18 protein-coding genes, 3 tRNA genes and 1 riboswitch are annotated in these 22,618 nt (G+C 64.3%); of the genes, 6 read left to right on the top strand and 15 right to left on the bottom strand.

Annotation, left to right across the window (positions count from 1 at the left end):
• The first annotated feature begins 78 nt into the window (after nucleotides 1–78).
• Together PKKP23_RS09540 and PKKP23_RS09535 are read left to right on the top strand one after the other, a co-directional pair.
• The gene (locus tag PKKP23_RS09540) at nucleotides 79–2,445 is read left to right on the top strand and encodes a RelA/SpoT family protein (RefSeq protein ID WP_126876702.1); all 2,367 of its coding nucleotides are present in this window, start codon (nucleotides 79–81) and stop codon (nucleotides 2,443–2,445) included.
• Between the two features lie 64 nt (nucleotides 2,446–2,509).
• Nucleotides 2,510–3,004: a phage protein NinX family protein gene (locus PKKP23_RS09535; protein WP_026121381.1), complete on the top strand. Its 495-nt coding sequence runs from the start codon at nucleotides 2,510–2,512 to the stop codon at nucleotides 3,002–3,004.
• Nucleotides 3,005–3,088: 84 nt separating this feature from the next.
• Here PKKP23_RS09535 and PKKP23_RS09530 read toward each other — a convergent pair.
• Both PKKP23_RS09530 and PKKP23_RS09525 read right to left on the bottom strand, forming a co-directional pair.
• Nucleotides 3,089–3,165 (bottom strand) — tRNA-Arg (locus PKKP23_RS09530).
• Between the two features lie 69 nt (nucleotides 3,166–3,234).
• A tRNA-Arg gene (locus PKKP23_RS09525) sits at nucleotides 3,235–3,311 on the bottom strand.
• Between the two features lie 114 nt (nucleotides 3,312–3,425).
• Here PKKP23_RS09525 and greB point away from each other — a divergent pair.
• Complete coding sequence (greB, locus tag PKKP23_RS09520; RefSeq protein ID WP_126876701.1) at nucleotides 3,426–3,986, top strand: transcription elongation factor GreB; 561 nt, start codon at nucleotides 3,426–3,428, stop codon at nucleotides 3,984–3,986.
• Between the two features lie 111 nt (nucleotides 3,987–4,097).
• Here the strand turns inward: greB and PKKP23_RS09515 are convergent, their stop codons facing one another.
• Both PKKP23_RS09515 and PKKP23_RS09510 read right to left on the bottom strand, forming a co-directional pair.
• Nucleotides 4,098–5,231, bottom strand: a complete 1,134-nt coding sequence (locus tag PKKP23_RS09515) for a porin (RefSeq protein WP_126876700.1) — start codon at nucleotides 5,229–5,231, stop codon at nucleotides 4,098–4,100.
• A gap of 534 nt (nucleotides 5,232–5,765) precedes the next feature.
• Nucleotides 5,766–5,981 carry a hypothetical protein gene (locus PKKP23_RS09510; RefSeq protein WP_081601801.1) on the bottom strand — a complete coding sequence of 72 codons (216 nt, stop codon included), beginning with the start codon at nucleotides 5,979–5,981 and terminating at the stop codon, nucleotides 5,766–5,768.
• A 415-nt stretch (nucleotides 5,982–6,396) separates the two neighbouring features.
• On the opposite strand from PKKP23_RS09510, the gene PKKP23_RS09505 reads away from it, so the two are divergent.
• Nucleotides 6,397–6,600 (top strand): cold-shock protein, encoded by a 204-nt coding sequence (locus tag PKKP23_RS09505; protein WP_017774545.1) that lies wholly within the window; start codon nucleotides 6,397–6,399, stop codon nucleotides 6,598–6,600.
• A 394-nt stretch (nucleotides 6,601–6,994) separates the two neighbouring features.
• A complete protein-coding gene (locus tag PKKP23_RS09500) occupies nucleotides 6,995–8,155 on the top strand; it encodes an exonuclease domain-containing protein (protein WP_126876699.1) in 1,161 nt (386 codons plus the stop codon).
• A 6-nt stretch (nucleotides 8,156–8,161) separates the two neighbouring features.
• Here the strand turns inward: PKKP23_RS09500 and PKKP23_RS09495 are convergent, their stop codons facing one another.
• From PKKP23_RS09495 to pepN, 5 genes are all read right to left on the bottom strand, one after another.
• Nucleotides 8,162–8,758 (bottom strand): chorismate mutase, encoded by a 597-nt coding sequence (locus PKKP23_RS09495; RefSeq protein WP_033350957.1) that lies wholly within the window; start codon nucleotides 8,756–8,758, stop codon nucleotides 8,162–8,164.
• A gap of 256 nt (nucleotides 8,759–9,014) precedes the next feature.
• Nucleotides 9,015–9,164 (bottom strand): hypothetical protein, encoded by a 150-nt coding sequence (locus PKKP23_RS34075; protein WP_017774549.1) that lies wholly within the window; start codon nucleotides 9,162–9,164, stop codon nucleotides 9,015–9,017.
• Between the two features lie 649 nt (nucleotides 9,165–9,813).
• Nucleotides 9,814–9,889, bottom strand: a tRNA-Thr gene (locus tag PKKP23_RS09490).
• A 54-nt stretch (nucleotides 9,890–9,943) separates the two neighbouring features.
• Nucleotides 9,944–10,960: a class 1 fructose-bisphosphatase gene (locus PKKP23_RS09485; RefSeq protein WP_017774550.1), complete on the bottom strand. Its 1,017-nt coding sequence runs from the start codon at nucleotides 10,958–10,960 to the stop codon at nucleotides 9,944–9,946.
• 360 nt (nucleotides 10,961–11,320) lie between these two features.
• Nucleotides 11,321–14,047: an aminopeptidase N gene (gene pepN / locus PKKP23_RS09480; protein ID WP_126876698.1), complete on the bottom strand. Its 2,727-nt coding sequence runs from the start codon at nucleotides 14,045–14,047 to the stop codon at nucleotides 11,321–11,323.
• Between the two features lie 249 nt (nucleotides 14,048–14,296).
• Here pepN and PKKP23_RS09475 point away from each other — a divergent pair, with 249 nt between their 5' ends.
• Nucleotides 14,297–14,998 carry a DUF4136 domain-containing protein gene (locus PKKP23_RS09475; RefSeq protein WP_126876697.1) on the top strand — a complete coding sequence of 234 codons (702 nt, stop codon included), beginning with the start codon at nucleotides 14,297–14,299 and terminating at the stop codon, nucleotides 14,996–14,998.
• Nucleotides 14,999–15,153: 155 nt separating this feature from the next.
• Here PKKP23_RS09475 and PKKP23_RS09470 read toward each other — a convergent pair whose 3' ends face one another.
• The 6 genes from PKKP23_RS09470 to PKKP23_RS09440 all read right to left on the bottom strand — a co-directional run bounded on the left by PKKP23_RS09470 (nucleotide 15,154) and on the right by PKKP23_RS09440 (nucleotide 22,408).
• A complete protein-coding gene (locus PKKP23_RS09470; RefSeq protein WP_017774554.1) occupies nucleotides 15,154–15,726 on the bottom strand; it encodes a TMEM165/GDT1 family protein in 573 nt (190 codons plus the stop codon).
• Between the two features lie 55 nt (nucleotides 15,727–15,781).
• Nucleotides 15,782–15,926: riboswitch (yybP-ykoY riboswitch) on the bottom strand.
• 161 nt (nucleotides 15,927–16,087) lie between these two features.
• On the bottom strand, nucleotides 16,088–17,443 hold the full coding sequence (gene guaD, locus PKKP23_RS09465; RefSeq protein ID WP_126876696.1) for a guanine deaminase: 1,356 nt from the start codon (nucleotides 17,441–17,443) through the stop codon (nucleotides 16,088–16,090).
• Nucleotides 17,444–17,495: 52 nt separating this feature from the next.
• Nucleotides 17,496–18,572, bottom strand: a complete 1,077-nt coding sequence (locus tag PKKP23_RS09460) for an adenosine deaminase (protein WP_126876695.1) — start codon at nucleotides 18,570–18,572, stop codon at nucleotides 17,496–17,498.
• Between the two features lie 67 nt (nucleotides 18,573–18,639).
• Nucleotides 18,640–19,656: a xanthine dehydrogenase accessory protein XdhC gene (gene xdhC / locus PKKP23_RS09455; protein WP_126876694.1), complete on the bottom strand. Its 1,017-nt coding sequence runs from the start codon at nucleotides 19,654–19,656 to the stop codon at nucleotides 18,640–18,642.
• Nucleotides 19,657–20,385: 729 nt separating this feature from the next.
• Nucleotides 20,386–20,892: a disulfide bond formation protein B gene (locus PKKP23_RS09445; RefSeq protein WP_017774558.1), complete on the bottom strand. Its 507-nt coding sequence runs from the start codon at nucleotides 20,890–20,892 to the stop codon at nucleotides 20,386–20,388.
• A 127-nt stretch (nucleotides 20,893–21,019) separates the two neighbouring features.
• A complete protein-coding gene (locus PKKP23_RS09440) occupies nucleotides 21,020–22,408 on the bottom strand; it encodes an amidase (RefSeq protein WP_126876732.1) in 1,389 nt (462 codons plus the stop codon).
• Nucleotides 22,409–22,618: the final 210 nt, after the last annotated feature.

The raw sequence follows: 22,618 nt of genomic DNA, 5'->3' as shown, positions 1-22,618 counted from the left end.
CATTTGATTCACACCGCGTGCAGACATTCGAGCGCCACGCTGCGGCTAACCTGCGACTCACCTGATACGGAGGCGAACATGAGCACGACACCGTCGCCCGCCGCCACGGAAGTGGAACAGGAAACCGAGACGAGTTCGTCTGCACGCAACTACATCGACGCAGTCCTCGAACAGTCGTTCCGTCACCTCTTCGGACCGACTGCCACGCCGGAGCAGCCACGCAAGCACGGCGTCGTTTCCATCGCGAACCTGACGAGCGCGCTCTCCACGTATCTCGCCGCTGACGAGATCAAGGAAGTCAAGGCCGCGTTCCATTTCAGCGACGAGGCCCACCTCGGTCAGTATCGCCAGAGCGGCGAACCCTACATCACCCATCCGGTTGCCGTCGCGGAAATCTGCGCCGGCTGGAAGCTCGACGCCCAAGCCATCATGGCGGCGCTTTTGCACGACGTGATGGAAGACCAGGGCGTGACCAAGGCCGAGCTCGCCGAGCGCTTCGGCGCGAAGGTGGCCGAACTGGTGGACGGCCTCTCGAAGCTGGACAAGATGGAGTTTCGCAATCGCGAGGAAGCGCAGGCGGAAAACTTCCGCAAGATGCTGCTCGCGATGGCGCGCGACGTGCGCGTGATTCTCGTGAAGCTCGCCGACCGGCTGCACAACATGCGTACGCTCGGCGCCGTGCCGATGGAAAAGCGCCGCCGCGTGGCGCGCGAAACGCTGGACATCTATGCGCCCATTGCGCACCGGCTGGGGCTGAACAATACGTATCGCGAGTTGCAGGACCTGAGTTTCGCGAACTTCAATCCGAATCGCTACGCCACGCTCGAAAAGGCCGTGAAGGCGGCTCGCGGCAACCGGCGCGAGGTGGTCAGCAAGATTCTGGAGTCGGTGCAACGCGCACTGGCCGAGGCGAAAATTTCAGCCGAAGTTACGGGCCGCGAGAAAACCATCTTCAGCATCTACAAGAAGATGCGCGACAAGCAGCTGTCGTTCTCGCAGGTGCTCGACGTGTACGGTTTTCGCGTCGTCGTGGAAACGCCGCTCGAGTGCTATACCTGCATCGGCGCACTGCATGCGCTCTACAAGCCCGTGCCCGGCAAGTTCAAAGACTACATCGCGATTCCGAAGGTGAACGGCTACCAGTCTCTGCATACGACGCTGGTGGGGCCGTTTGGCGCGCCGATCGAGTTTCAGGTGCGTACGCGCAAGATGCACGAGATCGCCGAGGCCGGCGTGGCCGCGCACTGGATGTACAAGAACGGTGGCGCCGACCTCAATGATGTGCAGAAACGTGCGCATCAGTGGCTCAAGTCGCTGCTCGACATTCAGAGCGAAGCTGGCGATTCGAGCGAGTTCCTCGAACATGTGAAGATCGACCTCTTCCCGGATGCGGTCTACGTGTTCACGCCGAAGTCGAAGATCATGGCGCTGCCACGCGGTGCCACGGCGCTCGACTTTGCGTATTCGATCCACAGCGACCTCGGCAATCAATGCGTCGCCGTGAAGATCAACAACGAGCTGCTGCCGTTGCGCACGGAGCTCAAGAGCGGCGACATCGTCGAGGTCATCACAGCGCCGTACTCGAAGCCGAATCCGGCGTGGCTCGGTTTCGTGCGCACGGGCAAGGCCCGTTCGGCGATCCGCCACTACCTGAAGACGATGCGGCTCACGGAGTCGGTGCAGCTCGGCGAGCGGCTCGTGGATCAGGCGCTCAAGGGCTACGGCTACGCGCTCGCGGACGTGACACCCGAGGTGTGGGACAAGCTCGTGCAATGGACGGGCAACAAGAACCGCCAGGAAATCTTCGCCGACATCGGTCTTGGCCGCCGCGTAGCCGCGGTGATGGCCAAGCGCATCGAGGTGCTGATGAGCGGCCACGACGCGGATGACGACGAGCATCCGCGCGGCGAAGCCGCCCATCATCCGCATGCGCCGCCCGTCGTCATCACGGGAACTGAAGGCATGTCGGTGCAACTCTCGGCGTGTTGCCGCCCGATTCCGGGCGACAACATCATGGGCTACATCGGCATCGGCCTTGGTATGGCGATTCACACGACGGATTGCCGCGTCGCGCAGCGCATTCACCGTCGCGATCCCGGCCGCTGGATCGACGTCGCCTGGGCGCCGCAACCGGGTCGCCTGTTCGATGTAGCGGTGAAGGTGCTGGTCAAGAACACCAAGGGCGTTTTCGCCCGCGTGGCGGCCGACATCACGTCCGCTGACGCGAACATCGTTCACATCGCGATGGATGAAGACCTGTCGCAGGAATCCACCTTGCTTCGCTTTGTGATCCAGGTGAGCGACCGCGTCCATCTGGCGAACGTGATGCGACGGGTGCGGACGAATCCGGATGTGATGCGGATCGCGCGAGAACGGCCGAGCGAAGAGCCTCACCATCGCCACGATGGCGGAATGCGCATCGACCGGGAGCGGGCGGACTATTGACGGTCCGGACTGCCTGGCAGGCCTGTCTCCACGCTTACCAGCCAGGTGTGGGAGGGACGACGTGATGAAGGTAGCTGACTTGACAGGCGTGGCGCTCGATTACTGGGTCGCCCGCAGCCTGCATGACTTCGTGCGGGAAATCCATTTTACCGATAGCGGCAACACGGTCGCCGTTCGCGGCACGGACCGTGGCCGCCCGTGGGATGGCCGCTTCACGCCGTCCACGTCTTGGGATGCTGCGTCGGTGGTGCTTGAACGCACGCAGCGGCTCGAAGTGCAGGAGCCTGCCCATCAACGAGGCTCCGCTCATTGCGTGGCGCAGTTCGAGGGTAGCCATCGGACGGTGGAAGGGCGGGGCGAATCGTTTCGCATCGCGCTGCTCCGCGCGTTCGTGGCGAGCCGCTTCGGCGATACCGTGGGTGATGTGATGCGGCAGGCGCAGGCGCTCATCGGGCCGCGAGCAGAGCCGATTGCCGAGCAAAGTGCGCTGTGGTCGGTGGAAGACACGCCGAGGCCGGACATGCATATCGGCGATATCGGATCGGCCCCGCGGCCCTGATAAGCCATGGCTGGGCGCCCGGAGTGCGGCATTCGCGGATGGAGCCAAAGAAAAAGGGCCTTCCGATGGAAGGCCCTTCATAGGTGGCGCGGCTGGCAGGATTCGAACCCACGACCCCTTGGTTCGTAGCCAAGTACTCTATCCAACTGAGCTACAGCCGCACGCAAACCGGGTACTGCGTAAGCAGTGTGAAACGAAAGGGCCTTCAGGAAGAAGGCCCTTGAAAAAGGTGGCGCGGCTGGCAGGATTCGAACCCACGACCCCTTGGTTCGTAGCCAAGTACTCTATCCAACTGAGCTACAGCCGCACGCAGAAGCGAAATTATAGCAAAGCTGCGGAAAAAGGGAAGCGTCTCGACGCGGTTTGTATCGTCCGGGCGTTCGTGTAACCTTGGGAACGATGTCTATTGCGGTTGCGGATTATGAACAAAGCCTTCGTTAAAGAGTCGAGTGAGGACAGTGACGACGATCTCGACGTCGCCCAGGCCGAAATCCCGGCAGGTGCCAAAAACTACATCACGCCAGCGGGTTACGAGCGCATGCGCAGCGAACTGCTGCATCTCATCGACGAAGAACGGCCAGATGTCGTAAAACTCGTGTCGTGGGCGGCGTCGAACGGTGACCGCTCCGAAAACGGGGATTACATCTACGGCAAACGTCGCCTGCGGGAGATCGACCGGCGCATCCGCTTTCTGACCAAGCGCCTGGATCTTGCCGAGGTCGTGGATGCGAGCCGTCAGGAGAATCTCGATCAGGTTTTTTTCGGGGCGACGGTGGATTATGCGACGCAAGACGGCGAGGAACATACCGTAACCATTGTGGGTATCGACGAAGTCGACCTGGATCGCGGTCACGTGAGCTGGATTTCGCCGGTGGCGAGGGCGTTGCTCAAGGCGCGCATTGGAGAGCAGGTGACGCTGCACACGCCGGCGGGACCAGAGCCCATCGATGTGCTCGACGTGAGATACCCGCCGCGGCAATAAGCGTCTTCAGACGTTCGCCGAGACTTGCAGGATGTCGCTCTTTGCGGCGCGGCGAAACGAAAAAAGGCGCCGCAAGCGGCGCCTTTTCATGCTGCAGTGCTACCTGTCGCTTTAGAAGCGGTGACGCAGACCCGCCGTCACAGCGACCTGGTTGTTCGTGCTCGAAGCAGCGCCCAGGCCGTTGATGTTCGCAGTCAGGCCCGAACCTTCGTTCACAGTCTGATACACGCCTTGCAGGTAGACGTCGGTACGCTTGGACAGCGCGTAATCCGTCTGCAGGTTGACCTGGTTCCAGTGAGCGTGGACACCGCCGAGGCTTGCGCGCGTGTAAGTGTATGCGCCAGCCAGGCTCAGTGCCGGGGTCAGAGCGTAACGAACGTTGCCTTCGAAGTTCTGGAAGTGCGCGCTGTTGCCACCGAAGCCCGTGATGCCGTTCGAGAAGCCCGAAGCTGCCGACGAGATGCTGTTGAGGCCCGTCAGGTTGGTCTGCGTGTACACGATACCTGCGGTTGCCGGGCCGAACGTGTAGTTCGCGCCTGCGCCCCACGTTTGCTGGCGCTTGGCGCCGAACGTGAAGTCATCCGACACTGCGCCGCCGGCATTACCCGTACCGGCGTTGTTCAGTTGCAGGAAAGCGGCGCCGACGTTCAGGCCGTTCCACGAGTACGAACCACCGGCGCTGTATGCGCGGTTGTTCGAGAAGCCGCCAGCCTGGTTCGAGAAGCCATACAGGCCGCCGAACTTGAAGCCAGCGTAGTTCGTGCTCGTGTACTTGATCGAGTTGCTGACGCGGAACGAGTTGTTCAGGTTGTCGTTGTCGAACGGGTGCGCGAACTGCGTGCCGCCGTATTGCGTGCCGGTCAGCGCCAGCGGGCCGACGAAGTCGACCATGCTGTCATACTGGCGACCCAGCGTGACGGCGCCGAATTGATCGCTCGCCAGACCCACGAAGGCTTGACGGCCGAACTCACGACCACCTTGCTTGAACGTGCCGTTGTTGATGCCGAAGCCGTTTTCCAACGTGAAGATAGCCTTCAGGCCGCCACCCAGGTCTTCCGCACCACGCAGGCCCCAGCGGCTGCCGTTGATCGACCCGCTGGTTTCTTGCCAGGCGGCGTGGCCATGCTGGTTGTTCGTGTACGTGATACCGGCGTCAATCAGGCCATACAGCGTAACGCTGCTCTGTGCGTGAGCTGCCGTAGCAAAAACGCCCGACAGGGCAGCGACCATGAGAGTCTTTTTCATCTTTGTAAACTCCGAGTACAGGATGGGTTTTGTGGAACCCAGGCTTGAAGGAAACCCATCACGCGAGCGCTGCGAGAGGCGGAATTCGCGTGAAAGCGCGCAGACAAGCGAGCGCGCCGGTTTCCGGACAGGCAAAGTGTAGAGAGGCGCCTCGTCCCAGCGCATTCCGATTTCCGCAATAAAGTATTACTCTGCGAGAAATTATGTCGAAATGTGACTGGATGCCTTGCTGGAAAAGGCTTTGAGGTTGATTCGCCGTCTGGGCGACAGCGTGTCAATTGCGAGGCGTTGTGCGATTACGACACAACTCAGGAGGAAGCAACAATGCAAAAATTGGTAAAAATCAGATTGTTGCGGTATGAGGAATAGATGGTTGTCTAGTGTGCTGTTAATTGGTTCTAGTGCGGCCAGTTATACTGGCGCCACTGCTTTTCGAAGCAGACTTTTTCGTTGACGAAAAAGATCTCCAAACCTTTGTCAGCGCGGCTTCCGCCGCGCTTTTTTTTGGCCTTTGCTTTCGCGTGGCCTGCGGCCCTATTGCTTGGCCAATATTCCAGTCGGCTCCGGCTGAAATGCGGCAACGACGCTCCAATCTTCCATGACGTAGTGGCGTGCGTCCATAGGGGCTGACAGCAAGTTCTGCCAGTGGTCGCCATGCCATGTAGAGTCCAGCAGGGCTGACGACGATGGTGTGGACGCGACGGGCCGAACAAGTGATGCGGCGAGATGAAAGAGTTTGCTCAGCAGCATGGCCCTCTCCCTGAGTAAGGCGCAATTAATAGCTCCCATGTTGAGTTGAAGGGAGGCGCCGAACAACCGGTGGAAACACTTACGATTGACATGTTTTGTTACAAATCGGCAAGTATTTCCTGTCCTGTTCGTCCAATGCGTAATTAATGCTGATTTGCGTCGTTGGATGCTGCCTGATGGCAGTTTTTTCGCACTCGTTTTATGCATGTTGCCTCTGTTCTGCCGGGTGCGAATCTATTCTCTAAAATTCTCTTGACGCCTCATTGGACCGCCATTATAAAAGCATGGCTGATTTTCGACGTGCGACCGGTCTGTGGAACATTCACCGCACTCTTTCCGCGATGACGGAATACCGCTTCGTTTTTCGGCGTATGGGCTTGGCCCGCTTTTTTAAAATTTTGAGGGAAACTGCAACATGGAAACCGGTATCGTCAAATGGTTTAACGATGCTAAGGGGTTTGGCTTCATCACGTCGGACGCAGGCGGTGAAGATCTGTTCGCGCACTTTTCGGAGATCCGCGCCGACGGCTTCAAATCGCTGAAGGAGAACCAGCGCGTCTCGTTCGACGTCAAGGTCGGCCCGAAGGGCAAGCAGGCGGCGAACATCCAGCCGCTGTAAGTCCGCGCGCCCCTGTGGCGCCAAAGTGTCGTCGAGCCCCGGCATCTCAACCGGGGCTTTTTATTTTTACTTGACAGCAATGTCGATTCAAATTCGCCATTGAATGTCGCCAGGCTGCGTATTCGAGTAATCGGGTTAACCCTGAGATAATCGCGCTCGTTGAGTGGAGTATTGGCTGTCTGGGTAATGTGGCCGCATTACGGTCCACCTAAATTGTGCGCATCGCGTGTTGACGAAGACGCCACCTTATCGACCGGTATTGGAACTCGCGCGCGTTAAAAAAGCGTCCCAGACGGTGCATGCAATATCCGCGTGGACCGCTGACTCCGTTATGTCGCGCCACGAACTGGTGCATACTTTGGCCCACACCGCGCGCGCCACCGTAACATTTGCCATGTCCGAACTCTCTTCGCCATCCGTTCCCGTCATCGATCTGCCCATCGTTTTCGTCGACCTCGAGACAACCGGGGGTTCGGTTGGGGTCGATCGCATCACCGAGGTTGGCGTAGTGGAGGTCGGGGCGGGTGGCGTGACGCGCTGGAGCACGCTCGTCGATCCCGCCCGGCCCATCCCCGCGTTCATTCAGCAACTCACGGGCATCAGCGACGCCATGGTTCGCGGTGCGCCCACCTTCGAGGACATTGCGCCATCGCTCTTCGAACGGCTTGCGGGCAAGCTGTTCGTCGCCCACAACGCCAGTTTCGATCGCGGATTTCTGCGGGCGGAGTTCCAGCGGGCCGGCCTGGCGTTCAATCCCGACGTACTGTGCACGGTTCGCCTGTCGCGCGCGCTGTTTCCGGCTGAAAAGCGCCATGGGCTCGATGCACTCGTCGAGCGGCATGCGCTTGTGCCGGCGGATCGGCACCGCGCGCTAGCGGACGCCGATCTGCTCTGGCAGTTCTGGGGCCGCCTTCACACGCTCGTGCCGGCGGAGACCCTGCGCGTGCAGATTGACCGCACGACACGACGCTATCGGCTCGCGGGCGAAATTACGGACGACCTGATCGAGAGCGCGCCGGCCGGATGCGGAGCGTACGTGTTTTACGGCGAAGCGGGCGAGCCGCTCTACGTCGGACGCAGTGTGCGGGTGCGCCAGCGTATTCGCGCACATCTTTCCGGCGAACGACGATCGTCCCGCGAATTGCGCATGGCGCAGCAGGTACGCCGCGTCGAATGGCGCGCAACCGGCGGCGAATTGGGTGCGCTGCTGCTCGAGGCTCAGTGGATCGGCAGTCTGCGGCCCGCGTTCAACCGCGTGCCGCGCGTTTCAAAAAACGACCCCGTCGACGCGCCGTGGCCGTTCGACAGCGCGGTGGCATTCGAAGAGCAAGACGCGGCCGGGGACGTGCGCGCCTTCCACGTGGTCGACCGCTGGCGCTACATCGGGCACGCACCTTCGCTGGACGAGGCGGCCGCGCTTGCCGCTGCAGCCGCTCCGGGGGCGTTCGAGCTTCCCACTTACCGAATTCTCCAGACTCACCTCGCTCGCGGCCTGCGAGCGCTTCCGCTCGCGGGGCTCGCGACAGCCGGCGAACAGATGAGCGCGGCTGTCTGAGCTGTCTCAGGCGACGCCGCCCACGCCGCCCGACGCGCATACGTGCTGGAGCGCCTTTGTGAGCGCTTCGGCGCGCGCCGCGTCGTACCGCGTGAGCGATTTCCAGTTGGCGATGCCGCGGGCGACGCGCGTCGGACAATCCGACGCACTCCGCACCGGCTGAACGCGCGCAAGGCCGGCAATGAGCGACTGTGTCAACTGATCGAGTCGGGGCCGAGTGCTGGTTGCCAGATCGGGCGCCGGGCCCTCAGGCGGGCGCGTCGCTCGCCAGTTTTCGAACAACGCGTTTTGCACGATCTTGCTGGCTTCGATCTGATCCTGAAAGAACGCGCGTGCGTAGGCGGGATCGACGTTTGCTGCCGTGGCCCGTTTTTCGACATCGGCGAGCAAGGCGGCTTCTCGCGGTGCATCAGTGATCGATTGATGATGGGCCCACTTCCACCGTGCAACCGGCTCGGCAAGCGACAGCCGTTCGGAGGCGAGAGCAATCAGGTTGGTGAGGGCCGTATCGTCGCCGTCCGCATGGACGGTTCGAGGGAGGGCGAATGTCGCGATGAGCGCGACCACGACGGAAGACGCGGCGAGGCGAAAGGAGAACGTCATCGGGAAAGGGCCCGCGGAGGGCCGAAGCGGAAAAATCGCAGGATAGACGATGTGCCGCGCAGGTGTCGGCGACGCCGGCAACCCTGGTTAAGGCTGGTGCCGCGTAGGGGCATCCCTTCCCAGGCAGGAGAAAAACCGTCAGGCGAGTGCGATCAGGCGGCGTGGAAGGCCGCCGCGCGATTGGCGATGCGCGCGCGTAAAAACACCCGCCGCGCCATTGGTGCGGCGTCGCGCGGAATGGCCTTCAGCCGTCGCGTCATTTCGGTTCGTGCGCCTTGCGTTGCTCTTCGAAAAAAGCGCGTACGTGTTCAGGCAACTCAGCCCCGAGGAACTCGACGCCTGCGGGCTCCGGATCCGGGCTGAACACCTTGTCCGGGGTCGGAATCGTCGGCGGTTTGGCATCCATGATCTTTCTCCTGTGTAGGCCGATTATCAGCCTCGGCTCTTCGTTTGCGCCAGTGGCCCGGCGCGGCGCAATGTTTCTGGCTGCGCTTTTGTTGCTTTAACGGCACAAGGCCGCAGTATTTAAAGCATTGGGAATAAAATTTTCTGGTTGCGTCTAATTCCTCACGTCGCGTTCATCGGCACTGTTCGGTACCCGGCACTTACTTCCGTCAGTTGATGAGCGAGTCGGTCACTTCTTCCTCTCTTCCTCGGCGTGGCCGCGCCCGTTTGTGGGTCAGCCTCATCGACCTTCCTGCCTTCCGTTCTTTCTCAACGACTGATCTGCGCGTTGCGTTGACGCTTCGCGCCTGAAATGGTCTGTTCCCTCTGCGCGAAGGAATGAACGTGCGAGCGGGGCCTTTAGCGCACGTTCGTTAAACCGGTTTAAATCATTTTGCTAGAGATAAATCGCCTGTCTTGGGAAATGGCTCAGACTGAAGCGAAACGCTTGGCAAATGGGGCAGACGAGGCGGGTGAAGCAGAACAGGTCGGCGCGTTGTGCGCGGACTGTGTAAGGGAGGATGCTGCTGGGGAGAGGGGCACGGCCGAGCGGCCGCGCAAATGAAAAACCCGCATGGTCTTTCGACGATGCGGGTTTCTCGAATGATGCTTGGTGCCGGAAAGAGGAATCGAACCCCCGACCTTCGCATTACGAATGCGCTGCTCTACCGTCTGAGCTATTCCGGCATCAGGAGAAACGCGATTATAGGGACTTCTTCATTGGCTTGGCAAGACCCCTGCTCACTTTTTTGCTTCGAGGTGATAGCGCGTCACGCGATCCACCTCGTTCTTCGACCCGAGGAACACGGCCACGCGCTCGTGCAGGCTCGTCGGCTGGATGTCGAGAATGCGCTGTTCGCCGTTGGTGGCCGCGCCGCCGGCCTGTTCGACGATGAACGCCATGGGGTTCGCTTCGTACATCAGGCGTAGTTTGCCGGGACGGTCGGGCGTGCGCTTGTCCGCGGGGTACATGAAGACGCCGCCCCGGTTCAGGATGCGATGCACGTCGGACACCATCGAGGCGATCCAGCGCATATTGAAGTCGTGCTGCCGCGGGCCTTCGCTACCGGCGTTCAGCTCACCGATGTAGCGTTGCACCGGCTCGTACCAATGGCGCGCGTTCGACGCGTTGATCGCGTATTCGCGCGTTTCCACCGGGATGCGCATGTCGCTCTGCGTGAGTACCCACGAACCGAGCTCGCGGTCCAGCGTGAAGCAGTTCACGCCGTTGCCCGTGGTGAGCACCAGCACGGTCTGCGGACCGTACACCGCATAGCCCGCCGCAACCTGGCGCGTGCCGGGCTGAAGGAACGACTGCTCCGTAGCCAGTTGACCGTCCGGGCAGCGCAGTACGGAGAAGATCGTGCCGATCGACACGTTCACGTCGATGTTCGACGAGCCGTCGAGCGGATCGAACACCAGCAGGTACTCGCCCTTCGGATAGTTGGCCGGAATCGGGAAGAACGTCTCCATTTCCTCGGACGCCATCGCGGCCAGGTTGCCGCCCCATTCATTGGCGTCGAGCAGAATTTCGTTGGAAAGGATGTCGAGCTTCTTCTGCACCTCGCCCTGCACGTTCTCGCTGCCGGCCGAGCCGAGCGCGTCGCCCAGCGCGCCTTTGCTGACGTGATAGCTGATCGCCTTGCAGGCCCGCGCGACGACTTCGATCAACAGGCGCAGGTCGGCGGGCAGATTGTTGTTCTCCCGCTGCTGCTCGATCAGGTACTTCGTGAGAGTGGTACGACGTTGCAAGGACATTGCTGTGCTCCGGGGATGCCAGTGAATACCCCGAATTCTAACCGCTCACCTCCGCCGGGCTTGGCACTTCTTTCGCGCCCGGCAACGTGGCGATGCAGCGTCGGCTTGCAATCGGCAGGTGGATGGCGACCGTGAGCCCGAACGTGCGCGGCTCCGGTTCGATGCCAGCCGCCGTCGCATGACGCGCTGTGGCCTCAGCGTCGGCCCTTCGATGCATCACGGGTAACGGCGAGGCCACTGGCTCGACCGACGTCGAGGCCGACGTCAGGACTGCGGCCCGCAGCAGAGACGCGTGCGTGCACGAATACACGCATGCCGCCGCGGGCCGCTCTCGCTTCAAAGCTTCAAAGCTTCACAACCTCAGGCGAGGGCTTTCTCTACGATCTCGCGCACGTCGCGCGACTTCGCCTGCGCTGCTACTTTCTCGAGCGCAGTGCGCATCTTCTCGCGCAGCGCGGGCGTGAAGCGGCGCCACAGTTCGAGCGCGCGGGCAAGGCGCGCCGCGACTTGCGGGTTGAGCGCGTCGAGGGCAATCACCTGCTCGGCCCAGAACGCGTAGCCGGAGCCGTCGGGCGCGTGGAACTGCGCCGGGTTGCCCGAGCAGAAGCTGAAGATCAGCGAGCGCGCGCGATTCGGGTTCTTGAGGTTGAACGCGCGATGCGCCATCAGCGCGCGCACCGTCTCGATTACCGGCCGCGCCTTGGTGCCGCGCTGCGTGGCCTGTAGGGCGAACCACTTGTCGATGACGAGCGGCTCGTTTTCGAAGCGGCGGTAGAAGTCGTCGAGCGGCTCGTCGGCCCAGGCGCCGCCTGCTGTCGCCGCGGCATTGAGCAGCGTGCCGAGCGCGGCGGCGCGATCCGTCATGTTGTTCGCCGCGTCGTATTGCGCGCCCGCGAGGCGCACCGCCTCGGCCGGGTCTTCGAGTTCCGCCAGGTACGAGAGCGCGAGATTCTTCAACGCGCGACGGCCCGCAGCCTCGGGCGTGGCCTGATAGGCGCCCGGCGTGCGGTGACGCTCGTAGATGGCGAGCCAGTCGGCCTTCAGCGCCTGCGCAAGACGCCGGCGGACGAACTGGCGCGCCGTGTGCACCGCAGCCGGATTCGATTCGGCCATCTGCTCGGCGAGATACGCTTCCGACGGCAGCATCAGCGCGAGCTCGCGGAACGCGGGCGAGAGCGTCTCGTCGTTGAGCACGCGGCCGAACGCGGCCACCACGGCGTCGTCGAGCGTAAGCGGTGCGTCGCTGGCGGCGCGTGCGGCGAGCGCCAGCAGCTCGCGCGTGGCGAGGCGCTGGCCGGCTTCCCAGCGGTTGAACGGATCGCTGTCGTGCGCCAGCAGGAACGCGAGCTCGTCGTTGCTGTAGTCGTACTCGACGATCACCGGCGCCGAGAAGTTGCGCAGCAGCGAGGGCAGCGGCTTCGCGGCGACGTCCTCGAACGTGAAGGTTTGCGCGGTTTCGGTGACTTCCAGCACGCGCGTCGTGCCGCGCGCCTGCGTTTCGCCCTCGAGGCGCAGCGGCAAATCTTGACCGTCCGGTCCGATCAGGCCAATCGCGAACGGGATCAGCAGCGGTCCCTTTTGCGTTTCGCGCGCGGCGGGCGACGCCTCGCCGTAGCCCTGGGCGAGCGTCACGACATAGCGGCGCGAGGCTTCGTCGTAGCGCGTTTGCACCGTCACGCGCGGCGTGCCGGCCTGGCTGTACCAGCGCTCGTATTGCGCGAGGTCGCGGCCGTTGGCGTCCGCCATTGCGTGGCGGAAGTCGTCGCAGGTCACGGCCTGGCCGTCGTGCCGCTTGAAGTACAGGTCCATGCCCTTGCGAAAGCCTTCGCGGCCGAAGAGCGTCTGGTACATCCGCACGACTTCCGCGCCTTTCTCGTAGACGGTCATCGTGTAGAAGTTGTTGATCTCGACGTAGCTTTCGGGGCGCACCGGGTGCGCCATCGGGCCGGCGTCTTCGGCGAACTGCATCTGGCGCAGCACGCGCACGTCTTCGATGCGCTTCGTTGCGCGCGCCGCGGCGCCGCCGCCGTTATCAGCGCTGTTGTTCAGACTACCGGCTTCCATGTCCGCGGAAAACTCCTGGTCGCGAAACACCGTCAGCCCTTCTTTCAGGCTCAGCTGGAACCAGTCGCGGCAGGTTACGCGGTTGCCGGTCCAGTTATGGAAGTACTCGTGGCCCACCACGGCTTCGATGTTGGCGAAGTCGGTGTCCGTCGCGGTCTCGGGGTTCGCCAGCACGTATTTCGTGTTGAAGATGTTGAGCCCCTTGTTCTCCATCGCGCCCATGTTGAAGTCGCCCACGGCGACGATCATGAAGCGGTCCAGATCCAGTTCGAGCCCGAAGCGCGCTTCGTCCCAGCGAATGGCGTGGATCAGCGAATCCATGGCGTGACGCGTCTTCGGCAGGTCGTGCGGTTCCACCCAGACCTGCAGCAGCTTTTCCTTGCCCGAGGCCGTGCGGATGCGCTCTTCGAGCGCCACGAGCTTGCCCGCCACCAGCGCGAAGAGGTAGCTCGGCTTGCGGAACGGATCTTCCCAGCGCGCAAAGTGCCGACCATCGGGCAGATCGCCTTCCTCCACGAGGTTGCCGTTCGAGAGCAGCACCGGGTAGGCGGCCTGGTCGGCGCGCAGCGTGACCGTGTAGGTGGACATCACGTCGGGACGGTCGAGGAACCACGTGATGCGGCGAAATCCTTCCGCTTCGCACTGCGTGAAGAAGTTGCCGCTGGACACGTACAGGCCCGAGAGCGTGGTGTTTGCCGAGGGATTGCAGATGCCGACGAGCGTGAGTTCGAACGCATCGGGCACGTTCTCCACGGTGAGCCCGTGCTCGTGCACGCGCACGGCGGCGTAAGCCTCGCCGTCGAGCGCGGCGCTCACGAATTCGAGCGCTTCGCCCATCAGCTCGAGATGCGGTGCGCGGCCGGCCGCGTTGGCGGCATCGGGATTGCGGCGCACGCGCAGGGTGCTCTTGACCGTGGTGCGTTCGGCGACCAGATCGAATTCGAGCGCGACGGTGTCGATCAGAAAGGCGGGGGGCGCATAGTCGGCGCGGCGGATGACGGCGGGCGTGGCGGTATCGGACATGGCGTATGAGGTAGGAACGGGGGAGCCGCATCCGGAGGGCGGGCGGCGGGCCATGAGCCTTGGGCCTGCGCCTTTCTCGCCCGGATGGCGGGCGCGTCGGGCCATTGTACAAAGCCTTGCGCAAGACGTGCACGGCGAACTTTTGGCGGGCGGCGCGGGTGAGCGTATCATCGGGCCGCCGTCGGCTTTGACCCGCAACGTCCGTACCGCGGCGCCCGTACCGCCGCATCTGCACCAATAAGGAAGACCATGAAGTTCGACCAATGGACGCGCCGCGCGCTGCTGATGCTGGCCACGCTCGCCGTGACGCTCTCGGGATGCACGACCTACGTGACGACGCAGGTGACGGCGTTTTCCGACTGGAGCGGCAGCGACGCCACGCGCACCTACGCGTTCACGCGCACCGCACAGCAGCAAAACAGCATCGAACAGCGTACCTACGAAGGGCTGGTTGCGAACGAACTGGAGACGTACGCGTTCCGCCAGACGCCTGTGGACCGCGCGCGTTATCTCGTGGCGCTGACCTACGGCAGTCACACCGACCAGATGACGGTCGCCCAGCCGGTCTACTACAACTACAACCCGTGGCCGGGACCGTTCTGGCGTCCGTACGATCCGTGGGGGCCGCTGGGTCCGTTCCCGCCCACCTACGTGAATCAGACCTACGCGGTATTCACGCATTCGCTCGGCATCCGGATCACCGAGCGTGCGACGGGCAAGGAGGTCTATAACGTGACGGCGCGCAACGCAGGCGACGAGCCCTCGCTGGTTCGCGCGATGCCGTATCTCGTGCGCAGCGCGCTTGCCGATTTTCCGTTGTCCAACGGCGCGGTGCGTACGGTGAAGCTGCCGGTGGACCGGCATGGCGGGGTGGCATCGAATGAGGTGCCTGTTGAGCCTGCTGCACCTGCCGGAGCGTCCGCGCCTGCGGCGGCGAAGAATCCGCAGTAAAGAGCGCGCTGAAAATGACGCTCTAAACGCCGCTCCAAACCGCAGCGGCGCCCGTCGTCAACTTCATCTCACGCTGGCGGGCACGGCCAGCCGGCCTGCCCGCCTTATGTGGCCCGCGCGCTTACGTTGTGGCACGGGCCCACACAGCCTTTCTGTCAAATCCCCACGCCCAGCAGCGCCAGCACGCCCAGCACCACGAACAGCACGGCGGCGATGCCGTGCACGAGCTTCGTCGGCAGTCGGTGAGCGAAGCGGTCGCCGAGCAGGATGGCCGGCACGTTGGCGATCATCATGCCGAACGTCGTGCCCGCCACCACGCCGAAGAAGTCGTGGAAACGCGCCGCAAGGGCCACCGTCGCGATCTGGGTCTTGTCGCCCATCTCCGCGAGAAAGAAGGTGAGGACCGTGGTGCCGAACACGCCCAGATGCGAGCGCGTCAGGTGGGTTTCGTTTTCGTCGAGCTTGTCGGGCACGAGAATCCACAAGCCCATCACGACGAACGAGAGCGCGAGCGCCCAGCGCATCACGGAAGGTGTCAGGAGCGTGCCGAGCCACGCACCGAGTGCGCCCGCGCCGGCATGGTTGATGAGGGTGGCGGCCAGCACGCCGAGGATGATCGGCATGGGCTTGCGGTAGCGTGCCGCGAGGACGAGCGAAAGCAGTTGCGTCTTGTCGCCGATTTCGGCGAGAGCGACCGCGCCGGTCGAAATCAGAAAGGCTTGTTCCACGTTTTGATGATCCCCGGGCCGAGATGTGTGCGAGCGACGACCCACGGCTCGCCGGGCCCTGTGACGGCGGCGGTGGGTCATCGGTCTCGCCAGGCCAGAGGCTGTGTCCGCCATGGCCGCGCGGGCCAAGTCTGTTGACGGACACCCCCGCTCGCGCATGCACATACGGAACGAGGCGGCTACTCCCCAATGAGCGGCGGAGTATAGCAGCAATCGCGGCGGCAAAACCCGAATTGCCCGAATCGCTGTATGGGCGGCGCGGAAATTGCGCCGCCGGCAGCCTTCCTTTCCCGCCGCTTCAAGGCGTGTTTCGTCTCGTCTGCCCGTGCCGGTTCCGCACCGAATCCAGCGAAGTCAGCGGTCAGTGCGTAGCCTGAAGCGCTGCCGGCCTGGCCCCGGCGCCGATCGCTGCCCCGCGCCGTCCGTCGCGCCGATGCACGCACTGGCCGGCGGCATAGGTGGCGAAGACCGCGCGGTCGTCGCCGAGCAGCGCGAACGCGAACAGCAGTTCTTCGAGCGACTTGGCACGTGCCGTGCGTCGCGCGAGCAGCGGCGTCGCCTGCGGGTCGAGTACGACGAAATCCGCCTCGGCGCCAGGCGCGAGCGTGCCGACCTTGTCCGCCAGGTCGAGCGCCGCTGCCGCCCCCGCTGTTGCAAGCCAGAACATGCGTGTGGCCGTGAGATGGTGGCCCGTGAGGCGCGCCACCTTGTGGGCCTCGTTCATGGTCTGAAGCATGGAGAACGACGTGCCTCCGCCCACGTCCGTGGCGAGTGCGACGGGCATGCCCGCCTGCCCGGCCTTCTCGAAATCGAACAGGCCGCTGCCGAGGAAAAGGTTCGACGTCGGGCAGTGCGATGCCACGGAGCCGGTCTGCGCCATCCGCGCGCGGTCTTCGTCGTCGAGATGGATGCAGTGGCCGTACACGGCGCGCCGGCGCAGCAGTCCATAGTGATCGTAGACGGCGAGGTAGCTGCGATGACCGGGAAACAGCTCGGCTACCCACTTCACTTCGTCGAGATTCTCGGCCACGTGGCTCTGGATAAAGACGTCGGGGTGGCGCTTCGCGAGCTCGCCGCACGCCGTGAGCTGCGCTTCGGTGGACGTCGGTGCAAAGCGCGGCGTGAGCGCATAGAGTTGCCGCCCGCGGCCGTGCCAGCGTGCGATGAGTTCCGCGCTGTCGTCGTAGCCCGATTGCGCGGTGTCCTGCAGGAACTCGGGGCAGTGGCGATCCATCAGCACCTTGCCCGCCACCATGCGCAGATTGCGCGCCTCGCTTTCGGCAAAGAACGCATCGGCCGACTGCTTGTGCACCGTGCAGTAAACGAGCGCCGTCGTCGTGCCGCAGGCGAGCAGTTCGTCGATGAAAAAGCGCGCTGTCTCGCGGGCAACGGCCTCTTCGGCGAAGCGTCGTTCGGTGGGGAACGTGTACGTCTCCAGCCAGGGCAGCAGGCCCGGCGCCGGCGACGCGATCATGTCCGTTTGCGGATAGTGGATGTGCGTGTCGATGAAGCCGGGCACGATCAGCTTGTCGCGCATTTCGTGCACCTGTGCGCCGGGCGCGAGCCGCGAGACGAGCGCCGCGTGCGCGCCCGCCGCCACGACGCGGCCGTCTTCGACGATCACGAGGCCGTCTTCGTCGAATACCGCCGCGCTGGACGATTGCGCGGGGTCGCCGGTGAAGGTCAGCAGTTGCGCGCGGTAAGCCGATTGAGTCATGGGTACGACGTCTCCTGAATCCTGAAGAGAGAGGTGTGCTGTTGTTGTGTTGTTATGAGCCGCTCGCGCCGACGCTACCGCCGTGCTCACCGTGCCCGCCGTGCCAGTAAGCGTCGAGCGTCGCGATCAGTGCAGCGCGCTCCTCGGGCGTCACGAACGAGGCCTCGAAGCTGTTGCGCACGATCGTGTACACCTCAGCGTCGTCGAGCTTCAGCGCCTCGATGGTGGCGAGATAGTTGTCGTTGACGTAGCCGCCGAAGTAGGCCGGGTCGTCCGAGTTCACGGTGACGGCCACGCCGCGATCGAGCAGGTCTTTGAGCGTGTGCTTCGTCATGTCGTCGAATACGCAGAGCTTCACGTTCGAAAGCGGGCACACCGTGAGCGCGATGCGCGTGTCCGCGAGGCGTGCCACGAGCGCCGGGTCTTCGATGCTGCGCACACCGTGATCCACGCGATCCACCTTGAGCAGATCGAGCGCTTCGTACACGTACGAAGGCGGCCCTTCCTCGCCCGCGTGCGCCACGAGCTTGAGGCCTTTGGCGCGCGCCTTCGCGAACACGCGCTCGAACTTCGACGGCGGATGGCCGCGCTCGGACGAATCGAGGCCCACGCCGATCAGCCGGTGACGGTACTGCTCAAAGAGCGGCAGCGCCGCGTCGAAGGTGGCGAGCGCGTCTTCTTCGGAGAGGTGGCGCAGAAAGCAGAGGATCAGCTTGCTCGACAGGCCGCGCTTTTCCGCGTCCGCGAGCGCGCGGTCGATACCGGCCACCACCGTGGCAATCGGCACGCCGCGTTCGGTGTGCGTCTGCGGATCGAAGAATATTTCGGTATGCACGACGTTGTCGGCGAGCGCGCGCTCCACGTAGGCGGCGGTCATGTCGTAGAAGTCCTGCTCCGTGAGCAGCACGCTCGCGCCGGCGTAGTAGATGTCGAGGAACGATTGCAGATTCGTGAACGCGTAGGCCGCGCGCAGCGCCTCGATGGAGTCGTACGCGAGCTTCACGCCGTTGCGCTGCGCGAGGCGGAAGATCAGCTCGGGTTCGAGCGAGCCTTCGATATGGATGTGCAGTTCGGCTTTCGGTGCGCCGGCGGCTTTCTGTACGAGAGAGGCGGGGACGGAACTATTCATGTCGAGATCGAATTATTTTCAGTGCCTGGGGTAAAGAATGACGTGTAGGGTGCGCGCCCCGCGGTATTCACGCGGGCTCGCGCGTATGCACGTTTGCTTCCACAGCCTGCAGCAATTGCGCAGCCGCCGAGATCGCGATCACTTCGGGTGCCTTATCGACGATGCCGTCCACGCCGATCGGGCACTTCATGCGCGCAATCTGCATCGGATCGATGCCGCGCGCCGCGAACTGATGCTCGAACTGCTTGCGCTTCGTATGCGAGCCGATCATGCCGAAGAACGCGTAATCGCCGCGGCGCAGAATGCGTTCCGCGAGCACGAGATCACGCGCGTGGTCGTGCGTCATCACGATGAAGTACGTGCCGGCGACCGCGGTATCGACGGCTTCGTCGGGCGCGTCGCCCGGCTCCATGACGACGTTCGGCGCGCCGTAGGTGGCGAAGACATCGGGTGTGGGGAACGCGGCTTCGCGGCGGTCGATCCAGCGCACGCGGCAGGGCAGCGTGCCGAGCACGCGCACGAGCGCGTGGCCCACGTGCGAGGCGCCGAACAGCAGCACCTCGAATTCGTTGGGCGCGATGGTTTCGGTCAGCAGCGCGCCGTCGCTGCCGAAGCCCGCGCCTTCCCAGAGCAGGCAGTCGGAGCCGTGCACGCCGGGCTCGGGATCGGAGAGCATCACGGCGTCCGGGGCGGGGCCGAACGATACGCTGCGAACGGTCGAGGCGCCGGCAGCCAACCGCTTGGCAAGCGAGGCGAGCCAGCCCAGGTCGCCGATGTCGAGCCGTTCGAACGCGAGCACCACCGAGCCGCCGCAGCACTGCCCGAGACTCGGGCCGAGGGCGAGACGTTCGAGCCGCCGCGCGTGCGGCGTGCGCATGCCGTCACGCAGCACCTGGCGGGCGATCTCGATGGCTTTCCATTCCAGGTGCCCGCCGCCAATGGTGTGGCGCGCGCTGTCGCGCGTGACGATCATCTTCGTGCCGGCATCGCGCGGCACCGAGCCTTCCACGCGCGCGACCGTGACCAGCACGGCGGCGTCGCCGTGTGCCAGCAGGTGTTGCAGATCGGTGAGCCAGGCATGCATGCGGCTTTCTCCAACTGGGCCGCACGAACGCTCGCGGGAGCGCACGGGCGGCGGATTGATCGTTTCAGTTTCTACGTTGCACCGGAATCGTAGGGCCTGAAGGCGCGCGAACGTTCAGTACATCTTCGCGTATCGATCAGGTTCGTGGTGGCAAGTGCGCGGGGCGTGGGCCGGCGGTTGTGCGGGCGCGATACGGCTTCACGCCGCGACGCGGCCACGATGCGCGTGACCGGGACGCGGTGCATTTCGTGGACCGCGCCACGAGGGAAGAAGCGGATGGTTTGCGTTGTCATGGTGAATCCAGGAGACATTGCGGATCGGGCGCGCGTTACGCATCGGGCTGCCGCAGCCGGCCTCGCGCACGTAGATCGCCATCCAGGTTCGAAGATAGCACTGCTCGCGGCCAGAAATATTTCCCGCGCATGATGAAGCCTATCAGCCGGCTGTCATGGCCCTCTTACGATCCGGCTACGGGGAAGAAGTTGCGCGGCGGCCGTGGGTCAAAGGGGCGTTGAGGCGCATGGCAGGCGCTGCTGCAGAGCAGATGGCCGGTCTAGCGGCCGCAGAGGCGCGAAGAAGCAACCGCGGATCCGGGCAGACGGCGCGAAACACGCGGTGCAAAGGCGCGAGGCAAACGTACCAGGCAAACGCACAACCCAGGAGCGGACACCGCGCAGACCAAGCGCCACCGCCGCGCTTCGCTGCGCCTAACGATTCAACCGCGCGGCTTCAGCGCCGGCCGCGATTGCCCCACAGGCTCAACACGAGCGATACGAACGCGAGAGCAAAGCCGACGAGCGCCCAGGCCGGCAGCGAGAGGCCGAGTATCGGCGGATACGGCGTTTCGCACAGGCCGGCCACCTTGAAGACGCCGGGCAGCCAGTGCGCGGGCGGCAGGCTGTCCACGAGCGGTTGCAGTGCGTCGAAGCCGCAGCTGAAGCCCGGATGAGCCTGCACATAGACATGGCGCACCGCGGTAATGATGCCGCCTAGCGCCGAGAGTGCCGCCAGCGCTTCGAGCACGCGCACGCCGCCCCAACTGCGAAAGCGCGCGCCGAGGAACGCGAAGACGGCGATCAGCAGGAAGAAGTAGCGCTGGATGATGCACAGCGGGCACGGGTCTTCGTTCTTGAAGTATTGCAGCCAGAGTGCGCCGCCCACGAGCGCAAGGCAGATGAAGCCGAGCAGGACCAGCAGGGAGCGCTCGCGGCGCAACAGGGCATCGTTGTAGTTCATATCGGGTCGTGTGGCGAATCGTGTGCGAATTGTGTGGATTAAGTCGGGCGAAGCGTTGCGCGATTCTAGCGCGAAGCGTGTGACGGTCGTCGCGGCGCCTCGCCGGTTCCGCGGCGCCGGTCCGGGTCTAGCGGATCGTGCTCAGCACCGCTTCCACGGCGCGGCCCGTGGCGAGCAGGACGTCGTCCGCCCAGGGCGCGCTGGCGAGCATCAGCCCGACCGGCGCCGTGCCGCGCGCGTGGCACGGCAGCGAGAGCGCGCAGGCGTCGAGGAAATTGAACGCGGACGGGTTGCGCAACACCAGGGCGTTGGTGCGGCCGAACGCGTCGTCGTCGTGTTCGAGGTCGGCCACGCGCGGCGGCGCGATGGGCACCGTGGGCGCCACGACCGCGTCGAAGCGCTGCCACAGCGTGGTTTGCGCCGCTTCGAGCATCGCGGCGCGTTCGGCCATGAGGTCGAGATAGTCGGCGGCCGTGGCCGGTTCGCCCTTCAGGATGCGAGCGAGCACACGCGGATCGTAAGCGTCGCGGTGCTCGGCGAGCAGCGGACGGTGCCACGCGTAAGCCTCGATGGGCGAGAAGCCGAAGCGGTTGATCTCGGGCAACCGGTCGAACGGCGCGAACCGAACCTCACTTACGATGGCGCCCGCGGCTTCCAGGTGCTTGAGCGCCGTATCGAGCGTTGCGGCGACGGCGGGCTCCACGCCATCGGTCACGTAGTTCGTCAGCACGCCGAGCCGCAGTCCTTCAATGCTGCGTGCCGCCGGAACATGCGGCTCGAGTCCCGCGAGGATGCGGTCCACGAGTGCGCAGCACGCCACGGTCATGCCGATCGGCCCGAACGAATCCAGTGTGGTCGATAGCGGCACGCCGCCCTGTCTGGGAATGCGCGCGGCCGTGGGCTTGAAGCCGGTCAGGCCGCACAGCGCGGCGGGAATGCGGATGGAGCCGCCCGTGTCGGTGCCGAGCGCCACGGCGGCCATGCCGTCCGCGACCGACGCCGCCGCACCCGACGACGACCCGCCCGCCACCCGCTCGTCACCTTTCACGTTGCGCTGCCAGGGCGAGAGCGGATGCCCGTAATGCGGATTGAGCCCGAGCCCGGAGAACGCGAACTCGCTCATGTTGGTGCGTCCCACGATCACGGCGCCTGCGCGTTTGAGCCGTGCCACGGCGACCGCGTCGGTCGTGGCCGGTGCCGCGTTCGCGAGCGCGCGGGAACCGGCGCGAGTCACCTGGCCTTCGACGTCGAACAGGTCCTTCACCGACACGGGAATGCCCGCAAGCGGCGAGAGCACCGTACCGGCGGCGCGCAGGCGGTCGTGGGCGTCCGCGGCGGCGCGGGCGCTCGCGGCATCGACGTGAAGGAACACGGTGGAACCCTGGCCCGCCGGGTCGGCGATGCGTTCGAGCGCGGTCTCGACGAGCGCGCGACTCGTGGTGCGGCCCGCGGCGAGGTCGGCGGCCAGCCGGGCGAGCGGCGGGAAGGGGAGGGAGGCGTCGGCGTGGGTCGTCATGGTCGTGCGGCGTGCAGTGGTGGGGCTCGCTTCGCTTTGAGTGCTGAGGCGCTCGGGCGGCGTGGGCGTGGACGTGGGCCACATTCTAGGGCCTGTCCGTGCCGGCGACCGGCTTGCGCTCACCGCCAGAAGGGTCGGGCGCCATGCCGCTCACGTTTCGGCCTCTTCGTCGCCTGCGGTACCATCGCACTTCACATTACTGTTCGTAAG

The organism is Paraburkholderia kururiensis JCM 10599 = LMG 19447, from assembly GCF_003986935.1.
Taxonomy (GTDB): domain Bacteria; phylum Pseudomonadota; class Gammaproteobacteria; order Burkholderiales; family Burkholderiaceae; genus Paraburkholderia; species Paraburkholderia kururiensis.
The sequence above is the reverse complement of the archived record's forward strand: the minus strand, read 5'-3'. Positions and strand labels throughout refer to the sequence as shown.

Excerpts from the sequence above, each read along its gene's own strand:
- PKKP23_RS09540 (WP_126876702.1), top strand. The coding sequence starts at position 79 with ATGAGCACGACACCGTCGCCCGCCGCCACGGAAGTGGAACAGGAAACC.
- PKKP23_RS09535 (WP_026121381.1), top strand. The coding sequence starts at position 2,510 with ATGAAGGTAGCTGACTTGACAGGCGTGGCGCTCGATTACTGGGTCGCC.
- greB (WP_126876701.1), top strand. The coding sequence starts at position 3,426 with ATGAACAAAGCCTTCGTTAAAGAGTCGAGTGAGGACAGTGACGACGAT.
- PKKP23_RS09515 (WP_126876700.1), bottom strand. The coding sequence starts at position 5,231 with ATGAAAAAGACTCTCATGGTCGCTGCCCTGTCGGGCGTTTTTGCTACG.
- PKKP23_RS09510 (WP_081601801.1), bottom strand. The coding sequence starts at position 5,981 with ATGCTGCTGAGCAAACTCTTTCATCTCGCCGCATCACTTGTTCGGCCC.
- PKKP23_RS09505 (WP_017774545.1), top strand. The coding sequence starts at position 6,397 with ATGGAAACCGGTATCGTCAAATGGTTTAACGATGCTAAGGGGTTTGGC.
- PKKP23_RS09500 (WP_126876699.1), top strand. The coding sequence starts at position 6,995 with ATGTCCGAACTCTCTTCGCCATCCGTTCCCGTCATCGATCTGCCCATC.
- PKKP23_RS09495 (WP_033350957.1), bottom strand. The coding sequence starts at position 8,758 with ATGACGTTCTCCTTTCGCCTCGCCGCGTCTTCCGTCGTGGTCGCGCTC.
- PKKP23_RS34075 (WP_017774549.1), bottom strand. The coding sequence starts at position 9,164 with ATGGATGCCAAACCGCCGACGATTCCGACCCCGGACAAGGTGTTCAGC.
- PKKP23_RS09485 (WP_017774550.1), bottom strand. The coding sequence starts at position 10,960 with ATGTCCTTGCAACGTCGTACCACTCTCACGAAGTACCTGATCGAGCAG.
- pepN (WP_126876698.1), bottom strand. The coding sequence starts at position 14,047 with ATGTCCGATACCGCCACGCCCGCCGTCATCCGCCGCGCCGACTATGCG.
- PKKP23_RS09475 (WP_126876697.1), top strand. The coding sequence starts at position 14,297 with ATGAAGTTCGACCAATGGACGCGCCGCGCGCTGCTGATGCTGGCCACG.
- guaD (WP_126876696.1), bottom strand. The coding sequence starts at position 17,443 with ATGACTCAATCGGCTTACCGCGCGCAACTGCTGACCTTCACCGGCGAC.
- PKKP23_RS09460 (WP_126876695.1), bottom strand. The coding sequence starts at position 18,572 with ATGAATAGTTCCGTCCCCGCCTCTCTCGTACAGAAAGCCGCCGGCGCA.
- xdhC (WP_126876694.1), bottom strand. The coding sequence starts at position 19,656 with ATGCATGCCTGGCTCACCGATCTGCAACACCTGCTGGCACACGGCGAC.
- PKKP23_RS09445 (WP_017774558.1), bottom strand. The coding sequence starts at position 20,892 with ATGAACTACAACGATGCCCTGTTGCGCCGCGAGCGCTCCCTGCTGGTC.
- PKKP23_RS09440 (WP_126876732.1), bottom strand. The coding sequence starts at position 22,408 with ATGACGACCCACGCCGACGCCTCCCTCCCCTTCCCGCCGCTCGCCCGG.